This is a genomic window from Burkholderia sp. 22313 (assembly GCF_052045245.1).
Taxonomy (GTDB): Bacteria; Pseudomonadota; Gammaproteobacteria; order Burkholderiales; family Burkholderiaceae; genus Burkholderia.
In genome coordinates this window covers 147,757-164,137 of sequence record NZ_JBQEON010000010.1, presented here as the reverse complement: position 1 = coordinate 164,137, position 16,381 = coordinate 147,757, and the positions used below count along the sequence as shown (strand labels likewise).

At 64.5% G+C, this 16,381-nt stretch carries 13 protein-coding genes; 3 read left to right on the top strand and 10 right to left on the bottom strand.

Annotated elements, in window-relative coordinates:
• Nucleotides 1-89 precede the first annotated feature (89 nt).
• Nucleotides 90-635 (top strand): hypothetical protein, encoded by a 546-nt coding sequence (locus ACTJKF_RS11200; protein WP_440623598.1) that lies wholly within the window; start codon nt 90-92, stop codon nt 633-635.
• Here ACTJKF_RS11200 and ACTJKF_RS11195 read toward each other — a convergent pair.
• The 6 genes from ACTJKF_RS11195 to ACTJKF_RS11170 all read right to left on the bottom strand — a co-directional run bounded on the left by ACTJKF_RS11195 (nt 625) and on the right by ACTJKF_RS11170 (nt 7,699).
• Nucleotides 625-873: a hypothetical protein gene (locus ACTJKF_RS11195; protein ID WP_440623597.1), complete on the bottom strand. Its 249-nt coding sequence runs from the start codon at nt 871-873 to the stop codon at nt 625-627. The two genes, ACTJKF_RS11200 and ACTJKF_RS11195, sit on opposite strands and share 11 nt — an antisense overlap.
• 178 nt (nt 874-1,051) lie before the next feature.
• Nucleotides 1,052-2,431, bottom strand: coding sequence for an MFS transporter (locus ACTJKF_RS11190; RefSeq protein WP_440623596.1), 1,380 nt, complete (start codon nt 2,429-2,431; stop codon nt 1,052-1,054).
• Nucleotides 2,432-2,506: 75 nt separating this feature from the next.
• On the bottom strand, nt 2,507-4,105 hold the full coding sequence (locus ACTJKF_RS11185) for a sulfatase (RefSeq protein WP_440623595.1): 1,599 nt from the start codon (nt 4,103-4,105) through the stop codon (nt 2,507-2,509).
• 27 nt (nt 4,106-4,132) lie between these two features.
• Nucleotides 4,133-4,525, bottom strand: a complete 393-nt coding sequence (locus ACTJKF_RS11180; protein WP_440623594.1) for a BON domain-containing protein — start codon at nt 4,523-4,525, stop codon at nt 4,133-4,135.
• Between the two features lie 40 nt (nt 4,526-4,565).
• Nucleotides 4,566-5,630 (bottom strand): porin, encoded by a 1,065-nt coding sequence (locus tag ACTJKF_RS11175; protein ID WP_440623593.1) that lies wholly within the window; start codon nt 5,628-5,630, stop codon nt 4,566-4,568.
• 158 nt (nt 5,631-5,788) lie between these two features.
• Nucleotides 5,789-7,699 carry a beta-glucosidase family protein gene (locus tag ACTJKF_RS11170; RefSeq protein ID WP_440623611.1) on the bottom strand — a complete coding sequence of 637 codons (1,911 nt, stop codon included), beginning with the start codon at nt 7,697-7,699 and terminating at the stop codon, nt 5,789-5,791.
• 503 nt (nt 7,700-8,202) lie between these two features.
• Here ACTJKF_RS11170 and ACTJKF_RS11165 point away from each other — a divergent pair.
• The gene (locus tag ACTJKF_RS11165) at nt 8,203-8,823 is read left to right on the top strand and encodes a TetR/AcrR family transcriptional regulator (protein WP_440623592.1); all 621 of its coding nucleotides are present in this window, start codon (nt 8,203-8,205) and stop codon (nt 8,821-8,823) included.
• Between the two features lie 52 nt (nt 8,824-8,875).
• Here the strand turns inward: ACTJKF_RS11165 and ACTJKF_RS11160 are convergent, their stop codons facing one another.
• The 4 genes from ACTJKF_RS11160 to ACTJKF_RS11145 form a co-directional block, all read right to left on the bottom strand.
• Nucleotides 8,876-9,862, bottom strand: coding sequence for an SUMF1/EgtB/PvdO family nonheme iron enzyme (locus ACTJKF_RS11160; protein WP_440623591.1), 987 nt, complete (start codon nt 9,860-9,862; stop codon nt 8,876-8,878).
• Nucleotides 9,846-11,189, bottom strand: a complete 1,344-nt coding sequence (locus ACTJKF_RS11155; protein WP_440623590.1) for an MFS transporter — start codon at nt 11,187-11,189, stop codon at nt 9,846-9,848. The genes ACTJKF_RS11160 and ACTJKF_RS11155 overlap by 17 nt, the downstream gene beginning before the upstream one ends.
• A gap of 5 nt (nt 11,190-11,194) precedes the next feature.
• On the bottom strand, nt 11,195-12,826 hold the full coding sequence (locus tag ACTJKF_RS11150) for a sulfatase (protein WP_440623589.1): 1,632 nt from the start codon (nt 12,824-12,826) through the stop codon (nt 11,195-11,197).
• Nucleotides 12,827-13,151: 325 nt separating this feature from the next.
• On the bottom strand, nt 13,152-14,048 hold the full coding sequence (locus tag ACTJKF_RS11145) for a glutamate/aspartate ABC transporter substrate-binding protein (protein WP_440623588.1): 897 nt from the start codon (nt 14,046-14,048) through the stop codon (nt 13,152-13,154).
• Between the two features lie 423 nt (nt 14,049-14,471).
• Between ACTJKF_RS11145 and ACTJKF_RS11140 the strand changes: the two genes are divergently transcribed.
• Entirely contained in the window at nt 14,472-16,124 is a 1,653-nt protein-coding gene (locus ACTJKF_RS11140; RefSeq protein ID WP_440623587.1) for a S8 family peptidase, read from the top strand.
• Nucleotides 16,125-16,381: the final 257 nt, after the last annotated feature.

Here is a 16,381-nt window from a genome sequence, read left to right as displayed (position 1 = left end):
CGCTCGCATTCTCTGTCATGGCTCTATCCGTGAGCCGCACGATTCGTTCGTTGTTGATTCGATCAGTATCGTTTGATGGAGATACGAAGATGCGATTCCGTTCGTATATGACGGCGGGCGCGCTGGCGCTGATGCCCGTGTTCGCCATGGCCGGGCAGGCCGCCACCCAGCCCGCGCAACCGATGTTCGTCAACGTCGACGGGCAGGCCGTGCCCGTGAAGACCAGCACGCACGTCGTCCAGACGGCCGTCGGCCCGATGAAGGTCAGCACGTGGAGTTGGCACAGCCCGCATGGCGGTGCGAGCTTCGAGATGCAGACCTCCAGCACGGGCGGCACCGGCGGCGTGCCGCCGGCGGCCGCGCTGCGGCAGATCCAGGCCGCGCAGTATCAGATGCAGGCCGCGCAGGCACAGATCGTCGCGATGCAGCAGCAGATGATGGCGCTGCAGCACGCCGCGCTCGCCAACGCGTTCGCGACGCCGATGCCGCAACCGGTCGGCTTCGCGATGCCGCCGTGGGCGATGCCCGAACCGGTCGTCATCCTCGTGCCCGCGCAGCCGTCCACACGGTCGATGGCGCCGGCCCCGGCGGCACCCGCCCGACCTGCCGCGCGCGGGCCGGAAGTCAAAGCCTGACGCAACGTCGCGTCGCGTCGCGCGAGCGTCCGCACGCGATACCGAAACCGCCGGCCGACGCCGGCGGTTTTTTATTACCGACATGGATCGTCAGCAAGGTCGACACCACGATGACGATCGAGCGTTGGCGCCGACGGGCAGGGGACGAAGGCTGCGCACCGGCGGTGCGTCGGCATTGCCGGCGGGAACAGCCGATACGGTACGACACATGCAAGGGCACGACGGCCGCTTGCAGCATGGGGCGCGAATCGGCGCGATGAGCACGGTGCGCTCGAACGAAAAGGGCCGAGTCCGATGCGGACCCGGCCCTTTTCACGCGGCTCACGAACTGCTGGCGCTCCCTTGGCCGGTTCACACGGCAAGCGGGGCCATGCGTCGCGAACCCGGCTTCGGATAAACGCCGGCCGACCCGGCACTCATCCGCCGGCGGAACGTCTCAGGCGGAGAATGCCCAGTATCCGCGCATGCACGTCGGACGAGACAGGATAGAGCAGCCCCAACCCGATCGCCATCGCCGTGAACACGAACGGCCCCTTCCACAACATGGCCCACAAGCCATCGAGCGTGCGCGGTGACTGCACGCGATTGGCGACGAATCCGATCGCCTCCAGTACCTGGCCGACGGCGCCGACCGCCAGCGCGAGCGCCGCTTTCTGGGCCAGCGCCACGACACCGAAAATCACGCCCTCGCCGCGGATGCCGGTGCGCCACTCGCCGTATTCGACGGTATCGGGAATCATCGCCCACTGCGCAAGCAGCATCGCTGCATTGCCGAATCCGATCGCCACGAGAATCGCCAGCAACGCACCCAGGCCGGAGAGCCCCGTGACGCCGAGCAAACCGTAGCAGGCCGCCGTGATGCAGGCGCCGATCAGCGCGACCCGACGCTTCGAGGTCCTGCGCATCACCCACGCCCAGAACGGAATCGACACGAATACCTGAAGCGCGACGGCACCCAGTGCCCAACCGATCAGGTCCTCTCGATGCATGCAGTATTTCAGCACGTACGGAAGCGTCTTCGACAGCACGGTCGACGACGTCATGGTCAGGATCGCGAAGCCAAACACGATGACGAACGCGCGGTTCCCGACGACCACGAGCCACGCCTCACGTATCGAAACACCGTGCCGGTCCGGCACGACCGCCTCCTTCGTCGACAGGAACGTCACCACGAATACGCCAACCGCCACCGTTGCGTACAAGAGGTTGACGAACAGAAACCCCGTTTTCGCGTCGCCGCCGCCGAGCACCTGCGCGAGCCGCAGTGTCGACAAGGCCACCAGCACGCCGGCCGTGGCCGCGCATACCATCCGATACGCGGCCAGGCTGCCTCGCTCGCGACTGTCGACCGTCAGCGTCGCCATCAATGCGTTGTACGGCATCGACAACACGGTATACGTCGTCCTGAACAGCGCATGGGTGCTCACGACGAACGCCAACTGGGCGACGCCTTCGAGACGGTTCGGCATGAACATCGCCACGAAGCTGACGGCAAGCGGAACACATCCGAACAGCAGGTAAGGCCGATAGCGCCCCCAGCGCGTCCTCGTGTGGTTGGCGATATATCCCATGACCGGATCGAAAACGGCGTCCCACAGCATCGCGCCGCCGAATATCGCACCGGCGATCCCGGGAGAAAGCCCGACCACGTCGGTGTAGTAATACAGCAGATAGAGCGTCGTGCTCTGCCAGTACAGGTTGAACGCGAAATCGCCGATACCGAAACCGATCTTGCGTACGAACGGCAGCCTGGCGCTCGCCGCTTCGCCGACGCCAGCGCCTCCCGGCGCCGGCATGGATTGTGAAATTTCCGCCATCATCGTCCTGCAGTTCAGTTGCGTCTTGCCGATTCGAAAAACGAACCTTCCGCGTCACCCCGCGAAGTTCCGAATCGGAATCGGGGGTTGACTCGGTGCTTCCGCATTCTGCAATTCGGCTTCGTGCTTGCGGAGCAGCGCGGCACACTTCTCCGCTCGCCCGGTTTGCGTCAATCGCTCCAGGTAAGCCCGCAACTTGCCGCGCACGTGGTAAGGGCCGCCCTCCTCGACGACGTTGACCAGCGGATCCCGGCCACGCGCCGCATCGGGCAGCATCCGCGCTTCCCATTCCTTGAGCAGCGCGGTCCCTTCGGCGACGACATCCGGACGATCGGCGGCCAGATTCTGCAATTCGTGCGGGTCGCGATCGAGGTCGAACAGCATGACATCGTCGAAGAGGTGATATCCGTCATGCAGCGTGGCGATCATCAGCCAGTTCCCGAAACGAACGCCACGCTGGCACGTCCACGCGCCCTGCGACACGACGAGGTAGTCGCGCCCTTCGTCCATGCCGTCCCGCAAGTCCTTCGCGAACGAAGCGCCGTCCCACGAATCGGGAACAGGCTGCCCAAGCAATTCCAGAATGGTTGCGGTGACATCGATCTGATAGTGGAACGCATGGTATTCGCGGCCCGGTTCCAGGCCCGGCCATTTGAGCAGCAGCGGGACGTTCGTCGTGAACTGATCGGCCGTCTGGTGGTCGCCGTAGATGCCCAGCTCGCCGAGCGTCTCGCCATGATCCGACGACAGCAGCACGGCCGTGTCGTCCACCACGCCGAGTTCCGCGAGTTGTCCGAGCAGTCTGCCGACATAGTCGTCGGCCATGAGGACGCCCGTGTCGTAGCCGTCGAACATGGCTCGCACCGCCGCCATGTCCGGAACCTGCTGGGGTTGGCGCGGATAGCGCCGTAACGCCGCATCGTTCGGCGCGAACCCCGTGCATTCCTGAGCGCTATGCGGGCCGCACCCTTGCCAGTGGTTCGCGCGCACCGTTTCGGTCAGCCACGGCGGCAGCGGATCGTCGGCAAAAGGTTCGCCATAGCTCGCCGGCGCCCTGTATGGCGTGTGAGGATCCCACATATGGACATGCAGGAACCAGTTGTCCTCGCTGCCATGCCGGGCCAGCCAGTCCGACGCGATCGCGAACACCTCGTCCGCGGTCTCGCGCCCGAACTTGCCGACGTTGTAAGCCTCGTCGAAGCCGGCGTACCAGTGAAAAGCCGAATGCCGATGCGCAAACGAGCTGACGCTGACGGTCCTCAGGCCCGCCTGCTGCAGGCGAAACGGAAAACTGTCGAAATGCAGCTGCGACCAGAACTTGCGATCGGGGCCGCCGATCACCGGATCGGCATCGACCCCGCCGTGATTGACGACGCCGTTGTGAATGCCGAAACGGCCGGTCAACCAGGCCGTGCGGCTCGGCAGGCATGGCGTGTCGGACGCATGCACGTTCCGGAACAGCACGCAATCGGCCGCCAGCCTGTCGATGTTCGGGCTGGTGCGACGATGGTACCCGTAGCAGCCGAGGTGGTCAGCACGCAATGTATCGATGTCGAAGTAAATCAGTCTCATGGCTTGTCGTTTCCCATCATCCAGCCTTTGACGGCCGGTTCGAAATTGTTTTGCAGTCCGGCCGAGGATGGACCGCATCATTGAACGGCGGTCCACCGCAGCCCCGGCCTACCAGTTTTGCGTACTGATGCGCAGTTGATTCTTGACGGACACCACACCGGGTACCTTTTGCGCCGCGTCGACGGCAATGCCTGCCTGAACATTGTCGGCAATCGTGCCCGACAGCGTCACCACGCCCGCTTTCGCACTCACCGAAATGCGCGTCGAGTCGAGCCCCCTGGCATGGGCGATCGCCTGGCTGACGCGCTTGACCAATTGCCGATTCGCCTTTCTGTTCGCTTTTTTGGTGGCGCCGGTTCCGGCCGCGCGACTCGTTTGCGACGCCGCCGAGTCGGCCCGGGGGTTATTGCCCGGAATCGGGTCCTGCGCGAACGCGCTCGTCGCGCCTGCCACGCACAGCCACGCGAGCGCCGCCCGGACGACATGCTTTCGAATCTCCATTCCTTTCTCTCCCGTCAAATCCTGTTGTGCCGCATCGCGACTAGAACTGTGTGATCATCCCGACCGATACGCCGGTCACCGCCCGGCCATCCGGCCGCAGGTTCAAGCCCGACACGTTGGCCGGATCCCGCTTGTACGCACCCGAGAATCCGTTTCTGTCGTACTCCAGGTACAACTCGGTACGCTTGGACAGGAAATAATCGAGCATCGCGTACGTGGTCAATTTGCGCCCGTCCGATCCGTGTGCGTATTTCAGGTTCTTGCCGATGTCGTAATAGGTCGCCGTGCTGAACTGAAGAAACGGCGTGACCCGGTAGACGAGGCCGACCGCCGGGATGTCGTCCCGGCGTTCAATGCCGGCAAGCGTCGGGGAATTCACCCACAGCCCGCTGTAGCTCAGGTACAGCTTCGCCGGCCCCAGTTGCCACGTTGCCCCACCGATCGCGGTCTGTGCCCATTGAGATGCCGCGGCGTTATAGGTCTTCTGATAAGCGGCGCCGATCATCACGGTTTGATACTGGTAGGTTGCGCCAATGGCGAGGTTCGATCCCCCGTGTATGTTGCCGGCCACGCCGCCGGCCGAGTAGCTTCCGCGGAGCGTCAGGCCGCCCGCCTTGCCCACGACCTTCACTACGTTGTTGAACCGGGAATCGAGTGTAAAGAAGTTCCCGCCCCAGACCACGCCCGGGACAATGGCCAGCGACGTTCCCTGCCCCGCGTCCGGATCGAGCGAGACGCCAACGTCTTCGGCCGCGCTGAGTTGCCGTCCCAGCGTGATACGCCACACGTCGGTGCCGAGTCCGACATAGGCCGCCTTCGAAAAGAACGGCCCCGACGTGCTCGGCAGTCCGCCCGTTCCCGTGACGAATCCGCTTTGAAGGGTGAAGATCGCCTTCAGGCCCTGCCCGAGATCCTCCACGCCTTTCAGGCCGAAACTATTGCCGGATTGGATGTTGCTGTCGAACCCGATCTGATGCCCTCCCTTCAAGCCATCGACCCATCGGATACCTCCGCCAACCGTCCCGAACAAGGTCACGCTCGACTGCGCTTTCGCTCCCGCGGCCATCATTGCCACCATCGTGGCCAAAATGAACTCTTTTCTCACCCGTCTCCTCCTGTTTTGCACTGCTTATTAGATTGCTCCGAAAAAATCCCTCTTTCCTTTCTCCGTCGACCGCGCGCCAGCGATCGAACTTTGCTCACACTCCGTCCGGCATATCCGTAACGCCCGGATTACCCGTGCATGGGTTCCGCGATACGACTTCAGGTACCGAATCGGCGCGCTTCCAGCTGCACCACTGCCTCCGCCGCGTGATCCACCGCGGAGCGTGCCAGTACGATCCGGTAGGCGCCTTCGCCGATGTGCCAGCTCCCGGACGTTTCGTCGAAGCGAGCCAGCAGGCGCGGGTCGGCCTGCATGCTGACCTCGACCGACGCGCCGGCGCGCAGCGTCACGCGCTTGAAGCCGAGCAGACGCACACGCCGCTCCCCGCCGGCATCGATCAGATACACCTGCGGAACGTCATCGCCTTCCCGTTCACCGGTATTGGTGACGGTAAAGTTCACCGTCACGGTGTCGCCTCCACATGCCGAAAAGTTGCCGTATTCGAATCGCGTGTAGCCCAACCCATGACCGAACGAGAACAACGGCTCTTCTCCACGCCGCGCGAACCAGCGATAGCCGACCTCGGCGCCTTCGTGGTAATGCACCTTGATCGGCGTCCCAAGCTCGACGTCCGCCCCCGGCAAACGCGGATGCGGCGTTTGTTCGATGCAGACCGGAAAGGTGACCGGCAGGCGTCCGGACGGATTGACCGCGCCCGTCAGGATTTCGGCGATTGCCTGGGCGCCGGCCTGCCCGGGGAACCAGGCCTGAACCACGGCGCGCACCTTGTCTCGCCATCGCATTTCGATCGGATTGCCGGTCTGCAACACCACGACGACGTTCGAATTCACGCGCGCAACGGCTTCGATCAGTTCGTCCTGTCCGAACGGAAGCCCCATGTCAGGGCAATCGAAGCGTTCGCCCTCGTGCCGGATCGCATTGACGATCACGATCTCCGCCTTCTCGGCCAACGCGACCGCATCGGCAATATGCGCGCCGCTGTCGAAATCGATGACCGTTTGCGGCATGCGTGAGCGCAACTCGGCAAGCGGCGACGGCCCGAAGAGGCACATTGACGTCGGCCCCAGCAGCGGATGGCTCCTGAGCGGTATCTCGGCGGCATACCCACCCCGCGGCCGGACCTGGCTCGAGCCTGATCCCGACAAAACCCCGGCCTGCGCGAAACCGCCGATCATCGCGATCCGCTTCAGGTTGCGCGCCAGCGGCAGCGTCTCGCCATCGTTCTTCAACAGCACGATCCCCTTGCGGGCGATCTCCAGCGCGACGTCGTGATGCGCGGCCCAATCGACCGCGCCGGCCGCGCGCGGCCGATCGATGCCGATCGCGTAGTACGAGCGCAGCATGCGTCGGACCATCTCGCCAATGCGCTCCTTCGTGATCCGGCCTTCCGCATAAGCGCGCCGCAGCGGTTCGTTGAACCACTCGCATTCGTCGAGTTGCGCGCCGGACTGCTGGTCGAGGCCCTTCAGCGCGAAGTCCCAGTGGTTGACCGCGCGCCAGTCCGACATGACCCAGCCCTTGAAACGCATCGCGTCTTTCACGACGTCCTGCAAAATACGCTTGTTGCCGCATGCGTATTCGCCGTTGACCAGGTTGTACGCCCCCATCAACGCACCGGGTTCGCCCTCCTCGATCGCGATCTGAAACGCAAGCAGGTCACTTTCGCGATGCGCGGCGGGATCGATGATCGCGTCGAGAAAGAACTTGTTCGTCTCGCTCGCGTTGAGCGACACGTGTTTCACCAGCGCGATCGCCCCTTCCGCCTGCGTGCCCTTCACGATCGCGGCGCCGATTTTTCCCGACAGGAGCGGGTCCTCGGACACGTATTCGAAATTTCTGCCGTTGCGCACTTCGCGCACGAGATTGATCCCGCCGCCGAGCGCAACGTTGAACCCGAACGCGCGCACTTCCCTGCCGATCGCCGCCCCCTGCGCTCTCGCCAGTTCCGGATCAAACGTTGCGCCAAGCGCCAGCGCGGCCGGGAACGCCGTCGCGCCGGCATGCGGATCGTCCGTCGCACGCACACCGAGGCTCGTGTCGGCAAGCATCAATGGCGGTATGCCCAGCCGCGCCACGCCGCGCACATATCCGGCGATGCCGGGCACGTCTGCCGGTACGCGCGGTTCGCGCGCATGCGTGCCGAAGATGCGCACCATCAGGCTGTACAGCATCGAGAACCGCTCGTCGTCCGTCATGCGGGCTTCGGTTTCCGTGGCCCGCTCGTCGGGATCGTAGGCCGATGCGCCGAAACCTGACGACGACGCAAAAACAGCGGGGGTCGTCTCTTCGGTGTCGACACCGTCGGGGGCGAATTTCATGTTGATGCGGCTCCTGTTGTCCGATATTTATCCACTTGGATAATTTAATTGGACTCCAGTGCCGCGGTCAAGCCGGATGCCGGCTGATCGATGTCGGGACTTTCCCCGAGAATCGGCGGGCCGATGCCCTGCACGACAGTTTTGCGTCGGCGAGCTGCCGGACGCGATACCGGACGTTGCGGCGTTATCGGAGCGAAGGCACAATCCGGATAGTCCATTTTCCGGAAGCAGCGATGACGATTGCCAGACAAGCGCAACAGGAACGAAGCGAGCAGACTCGCGCGGAAATTCTGGGGATAGCACTCGAGCAGTTTTCCACCTGCGGCTTCGACGCGGTAAGCGTCCGTGACATCGCCGATCAGGCCGGTGTCAACCACGCGATGATTCGCTACTACTTCGGGAACAAGGAAAACCTGTGGCGCGAAAGCGTGGCCTATCTGTTCGAACGCTTCATGGAAAAAGCAGCGCCGCCCGCGCCGGATGGCGGCAAGCTATCTCTCGATGCGGTCAAGGACTACATCCGGAACTACGTTCGGTACTGCGCCGAGTATCCCGAGCACGCACGCCTGATGATGCAGGAAGCCAATCGCGATTCCGAGCGGCTGAAGTGGATGGCGCAGAAGTTCATTCGCCCGCGGCACGACCTGACGATTCCGCTCATCAAGCGCGTCTGCGCGCAGACAAAAGGGCTGGAAAAAATCGACCCGATCCTGCTGTTGTACATGGTCACGGCGATCGCACAGATTCCGTACCTGCTGACCGCCGAGATGAAATATGTTCACGGCATCGATGCGCTACGTGAAAAGGCCATCGATGCCCATTGCGACGCCGTCCTGGCGTTCATCTTCCGCTGAGATCCCGCATCGTTACCCATTCGGCACGGATGGGCATGCGGCAAGCGCGCCATCACGTCGAGGACAGGTCGTACGCGACACGGAAGCCGGTGTGTCCGGCGGACGTATCGCTCGGACGTCCCGTCCGGGCCGCGATACGGTAGCGATAGCAGTAGCTTCGATGGCACAAATACGAGCCGCCCTTCAGCGTGTACTCCTTGTCCGAGACCGCTTGCCGGTCCCGTGCCTTGCCGGCGCTCGAAAGCGACCTGACCCGGAACGGATCGCCGCACCACTCCCACACATTGCCGCTGCAATTGTAGAGGCCGGCGGGATTAGGCGCGAAATCATCCACGCGAACCGTACCGAAGCGCCGGTCGCCACCGATGTACAGATCGGGGAAGCGACCTTGCCAGATGTTGCAGTAGACCATCGCGCCCTCGGCCGGCTCGTCGCTGCCCCACGGAAAGCGGCGATCGTCCGTGCCGCCCCGTGCCGCGTGCTCCCATTCCGCTTCCGTCGGCAGTCGTCCGCCGCACCATTTCGCGAATGCGAGCGCATCGTTCCGGGAAATATGCACCACCGGATGCAGTTCGCGCCCGACCAGCGATGATGACGGTCCCTCGGGTGTGGCCCAGCACGCACCCGGAACCGATCGCCACCACGGCACGCTTTCCGGCGCATCGGTAGCGACGCCAGCGGCGACGAAGGCATGGAATACGTAGCTCCATCCGAACCGCTCCGCGTCGGTACGATAACCGGTTGCCGCAACGAACTCGGCGAATCGCTGGTTCGTTACCGCATGACACTCGATGCCGAAGGGCTTCAGATGAACCTTGCGCCTGGGCCCCTCGCCATCCGCCTTGATCGCCGGGCGATCGGTTCCGAGCCAGGTGGCGCCTCCATCAAACCTGGCGACGTCCGGACGATGCGCGTGCCCATGGTCCGGCGCGACGACAGGCGTGACGGGAACCGGCATGCACGCCGCGTCGCCAGGCGCATGCACGTCGTCCCGACGCGGCGCACAGCATGCCCGTCCGGGCTTATCGAACTTGTTCACGTTCGTTCTCCCGCAGGCCGTCCTGCATGCGCGCAACGTCGCGCGGATAGGTGCGGTACAGCACCGTGATGAGTACGCCATTGACGAGCACGAGACCGACCACCACGACGATGAATACGCTCTTCAGGCCGTAGCGGTCGCCGAACCAGCCTGCGCCGGCATTGTACGCGGCCCACGTCAGCGACTCGACGATCGCAATCAGGATCACGAACGACAGGCTGCGCAAACGCGGCGGCACGACCGCCATCACGATCGGTCTGTTGGCGCCCGGAAGCGTGCCCATCGCACATCCCATCATGAAGAAGAAGCCGCAGAACACGTAGATGTTGCCCCAGTTGAACTGCGTGCCGAGGAACGCCATCGCACCGAAGGCAACCTGCATGATCTGAAGGAACGCCACCCGCCCGAACGCGGGCCATGCCCGATGCATCCGGTCGAAAATCACCGCCCCGCCAATCGTGCCGATCAGATAGCCGATACCGGTCGGTGCGATGACGATCGCGGCAGTCCGGTTTGGAAACCCGAATACTTGCGTCAAGTAGACAACCCCGAACGACATGATCAGTAGCTGGCCCGCAAGCAACCTCGACACGATCATGACGCTGAACGTCGGGATACGAAACAATGCAAGCACGTCACGCCAGGCCGGCGCCGCTTCGACGACTGACGGGCGTGCGATCGCCGCTTGTGACGCACCGACTCCCGGATCACGGAACCAGACGAGCACCGCGAACCCGGCAAGCATGCTGGCGCCACCGAGCAGCCAGAATCCGATTCGCCAGCCGCCATTGATCTCCGCGAGATGGCCCAGCATCGGCCCGACCAGCGCACTGACGAGCGCCGTGGCACCAAACATGTAGCCGATGGCCCGACCGCGCATTGCGTCGTCGAACAGGTCCGCGAAAATGGAGGTAATCAGCGCACTCGCTCCCGCGGTACCCACCGCGAGAATCGACGTGCATGCGAGCAGCATCGTGAAGTTGTGCGAGAACCCCGCCGCGACACCCCACGCTCCCCACACCGCGGTACAGACGACAAGCGCGCCCTTGCGATTCCAGCGCCTCGCGAGCCAAAGCCAGAACGGGCTGAACAGCGCCGCGGCGATCTTGCTGCAAACCATCATCATGCCCAGGCTCGACAACGACAGTGCCAGGCTCGCCTTGATGACCGGAAAGAGCGCCGGGAGAACGCTCGCCTCGCTGTTGTCGAGCGCTTGAGCGGCAGTCAGGATGCCCATGTGGCGCCAGCGGTTCTTCACCACCGGCACGGCCTTCTGCACGTCGCCCGCCCCCGCCGGGGCTTCTCGTACCTCGATTGGTCCGTACATGACAGTCAGGCGCCCGCGCCGGGTTGATCGGGTTGCCGGCTCGGCGTGGCACCGCCCGCCATGGCACGCATGGCCTTTGCCTGCCTGGCAAGGGTTCGCCGCAAGGCCTCGGCACGCCCTGCATGGACACGCGCGAGCAGATGATCGTCGGTAATCGCTCCGTCGACCGGCAGACCGATGCGAGCATATTGTTCCAGTGGCGCATCGCTTCGCACCATGAGATCGCGAAGCAGGACGGCCATGCGACGCTCGACTTCAGGGTCGTCGATCGGGTGCGCCTGCGCCGGATCCGTTGCGAGATCGAAAAGCAACGTCCCGGCGCGGTACGAATAACCCAGCGGCCGGGCCGCGATCTTCATCGTGCGCACGCCCTTGGTGAACGAGAACGGTTCGGCCAGCTGGATGTCCGCCAGCTCGTCGACGCCGAACATCCCCTTCATGTGCATCGGCATCAGCGTGTACTCATATATCGGCGCCGGGTGGTCCGGATCGGGTCCGGAGCGCATGTAGACGTATCGACCATCGGTGACGTTGACGTGCTCGCCGTGCATGCCGAACAGCGCAGCCGTGCGGACCGGCGCATCGGCATGAATCGTGTCCCGAAGCGATACGCCCTGCATGTCCGGCGTCGGACGAATGCCGAAGAAATCGAGAATCGTCGGCGCCAGGTCGATCGTCTGCACCAGCGCGTTGCGGCGCACGCCCGCGCAAGCGCTGCGTGGATCCCAGATGAACAGCGGCGTATTGGCCAGCTCGTTGAACCATGGCTGGGCCGTCTTTGCCCACCAGCCATGTTCGCCAAGCATGAAGCCGTGGTCGGTGCACACGATGAGCATCGTGTCCTTCCACAGATCGAATTCGTCCATCAGGTCGAGCACCCTGCCGAGCGAGTGATCGCACATCGAGACGAGCGCTGCGTATTCCGCGCGGACATGGCGGATTTCCTCGTCGGTGTCGTCGTCGCAGACAGGGCCGTATGACGGCCAGTCGAAATGTGGCCCGCGGTACTCGTGCGCATAGCGTTCCCGGTAGCGCGGGTAGCTCACGAAAGGTTCGTGCGGGTCGAACGTTTCGATCTGCAGGAACCAGGAGCCGGCGTCGTGATTCTTGCGGATGAAGTGCTCCCCCGCATCGAACGTCAGCGTCTGAGGATGAAGATCCTCGGTCGGGAAATACTGCCGATTGACCCAGTCCTGCCGTGCCGCCTTCGGCTTCGACGCACCTTTCATCGGAAACGGGCGCGGTGGATCATTTACCTCCCCCTTCCACGGATCGCCCTCCTGCCCGCGAAAGAACTCCCAGCTGCCGTAGCGCGTGTGGTACGTCGATCCGCCGTCTTCCCAATAATGCGGATGATCGCTGGCGAGATGGGTATGGATTCCGTTCCGGCCGAGCAGGTCGGGCATCGAATCGTCGAACGGTTCGAGCGGCCCCCAGCTGCGATGCAGGAAATTGTGGCGTCCGGTGTGCAACTCCCTGCGCGCCGGAATGCAGGCCATGCTGCCAACGTAGCAGTTGTCGAACGTCGCGCTCCGCATCGCAAGGCGCTGAAAGTTGGGAGCCTTGATCCAGTCGCAGCCGTACGGCGGCAGCATGCGCCGGTTGAGGCTGTCATACATGACGACGATTGCTTTCATGATGTCTCCGTCTTTTCACCGTGCTCGCAGCCGCGCCGAACTCGAAATGCGGCACAGCCCGCCGGCCGCATTCGATCGACGACGCGCCGTTCGCGATCCAGGGTTGCACTGGATCGATGCGTGGCACGACATTAATTATCCGATCGGATAGTTTATCGCATGCATGAAGCGAATCGTCAAGCTCGAGCAATCTGAATTGAGGTTGTCGTCGGTTCGGCGACGGCATCGGACCTGCGTCGTGCACTCGGTCCACGGGAAGAGACTGACGGCTCGGCGAAAGGTTAAAGGGGCCAGGCTGGCCCCCGTCGCCGCCTGTCGAATCCGCTCAATACTGCGCCTGATCCGTCGGATTCCTGAACAGCTGCCTCATCTCCGGCGACAGCGGATAGTTGAGGCTCACGCCCTTCGGCGGAATCGGCTGCATGAACCACTGGTCGTAGAGCTTCTCGGCCGCGCCCGAGGTCTGAAGCTTGGCGATCACGCCGTCGACCACGTGCTTGAAGGCCGGATCGTCCTTGCGCATCATGCACGCGTAGTTTTCATGGACGAGCGGCGTGCCCGCCACCGTGTACGCGCCCGGGTTGCGGTCCTTCGCGATCTCGCCGTACAGCAGCGGCTCGTCCATCACGAACGCGACCGCGCGCCCCGTCGTGACGTTCATGAACGCTTCGGCGTGATCCTTCGCGCTGATGATCGTCATGTTCATCGCCTTCTCTTCGTTGAGCTTGCGCAGCAGGCGCTCGTCCGACGTGCCGGCCGTCGTCGCGACCGTCTTGCCGGCCAGATCCGCGAAATCCTTCACGCCGGAATCCTTGCGCGTGCTGAAGCGGATTCCGTAGAGAAAGATGCTGTTCGAGAACGCGGCCTGCTTCTGCCGCTCCAGCGTGTTGGTCGTCGACCCGCACTCGAAGTCGATCGTGCCGTTCTGCAGCAGCGGAATGCGGTTCTGCGACGTGATCGGGATTTCCTTCACCGTCAGGTTCGGCGCCTTCAGGTCGATCCTGAGCGCGTCGATGATGCGCGCGGCGATGTCGCGCGAGTAGCCGATGTTCTTCTGCTGGTTGTCCGAATACGAAAACGGCACCGACGATTCGCGGATACCCAGCGACACGATGCCCGTGTCCTTGATCTTCTTCAGCGTGCCGGTGAGGGCCTGGGCGTGCGCGGTACCCGCCAGCGCGCAGGTCAGCGCAACGGCCAGCCAACGAAAGCGGCGATCCATGCTTTTCTCCTGACGAAACGTTGATCGAATCGCGATCCTACGCCCGACAAAATTCGCGTCGCATCAGGGAAAGCGTAAGCAAGCGCCCTTTGCGGCCACGCCCGGGGCGCCGGCTGCCGTGGCGCAACCACGCGCGCATCCCGCGTTGCGCCGGGCCGGCCGCATTCGGTCGCGTCCCGCCTGTCGCGGCGGCCGCTCCAGATCCGCCATCGTGCTGCAACGCGGCACGGCAATCGTTTGCGGCGGTCCGTTTTTTTCTCATGCAACAGACTCAAGAAGCGCCCTTGGCGGCCGTTACCCCATGCATGACGCGTCGCAGCAACCTTGCCGCGACCGTCAGACTAAAACGACACGGTCCGGTGTTCCTCCGGACCCACGCATCACCGCCGGCACGACGGTCATCCACGAGGATCGAGTTTCACCATGAGAGCCCAACGTTCCCATTTCGCGCCGGCCCGGTCCGCGCACGCGCGCATGCTCGCCGGCATGCTGTCCGCCGCCGCCCTGCTTCCCCTCGCCGGCTGCGGCGGGGGCGGCGGCGACGGCAGCAACCCGTCTTCCTCCAACGCGGCACCGGCCCCCACGCCGGCCCCGGCACCCGCCCCGACGACGCCGCCCCCATCCTCCGGCAGCAACGCGTGCGCGACGCAACAGGCCGCGGCGCAAATGGCCGCCCACGCGACCGAGTCGGCCGAGCCGCCGATCGATCACCTGATCGTCAAGCTGAAGACGCTGGCGGCCACGCGCGCGATGGCGGCCCTCGACACCGGCACGCGGCTCGATGCGGTGATCCAGCGCTCGATGACGCGCTGGTCGGCACCGACCGCCACCGGCGCCGCCCGCGCGTATGCTGCGGCGACGACGTCGCAGGCACTGCTGAACGTCCAGGTCGAGCGCACCCTGTCGAACGGCGCGGCCGTGCTGTCGATCGGCCAGCGCATCGCGTCCGGCGACGCAGCGGCGCTCGCGCAGGCGTTCGCGGCCGACGCCGACGTCGACTACGCGGAACCGGATCACCCGATGCAGATCCGCGACACGCCGAGCGACCCCGACTACAGCCAGCAGTGGTATCTGTCGGACCCGAGCGCCGGCATCAATGCCCCGCCCGCATGGACGCGGACCAAGGGTTCGCCGACCGTCGTCACGGCCGTGCTCGACACCGGCTACCGGCCGCACCCCGACCTCGTCGGCAACCTGCTGCCCGGCTACAGCTTCATCTCGAACGTCAACACCAGCAACAACGGCCAGACGCGCGGCACCGATGCAACCGATCCGGGCGACTGGGTCACGCAGCAGGAGCTCGACAACGCCAGCGGCCCGTTCTATCACTGCGCGAGCGAACCGAGCGACAGCAGCTGGCATGGCACGCGCGTGATGGGCGTGATCGGCGCGAGCGCCAACAACGGTGTCGGCGTGGCCGGCGTCTCGTGGCTCGGCCGCATCCTGCCGGTGCGCGTGCTGGGCAAGTGCGGCGGCGTGACGAGCGACATCGCCGACGCGATGCGCTGGGCGGCCGGCATCCCGGTCAACGGCGTGCCGGCGAACCCGAATCCCGCGAAGGTCATCAACCTGAGCCTCGGCGGCATCGGCGCGTGCAGCACGACGTTCCAGCAGGCGATCGACGACGTCACCGCGAAAGGCGTGACCGTGGTCGTCGCCGCCGGCAACGACGGCCTGTCGACCGGGCTCGACCAGCCCGCGAACTGCCGCGGCGTGATCAGCGTCGGCGCGACCGACGCGACCGGCCGCCGCGCCTCGTTCAGCAACTTCGGCACCGACGTGGCACTGAGCGCGCCGGGCGTCAGCATCCTGTCGACGGCCAACAGCGGCGCGACGACGCCGGGTTCGGACACGTACGGCACCGCGAGCGGCACGAGCCTCGCGACACCGCAGGTGACCGGCATCGTCGGCCTGATGCTGGCGATGAACGGCAACCTCACGCCCGCGCAGATCCAGCAGAAGCTGCAGGGCAGCACGCGCGCGGCGATGCTGCCGGCCGGCACGTCGTGCACCGCGCTGCCGGCCGGCTCCGGCATTGCCGATGCCGGCGCGGCCGTCACGGCGGCCACGCAGTAACCGGCGCGTCGACGCGATGCCACCGCGCGCATGCCTTGTCCGGCGTGCGCGCGTTTTTTTTATTCGCGGCGCGAGCGGCGTCGCGCTAACGTTCTGCAAGAAATTGCCGTAAAAAAGGGGCACAAAAAAGGTTGACGCTTCGCACGACGACCCTTTACCATCGCCCCCGTCTAATTACATGGAGTGTTCTGTGAACACCGATGCGAGTTGTAGTTGGTCCCCGACCAACTTGACTGCTGCCTGAGGAAACCGCGCAG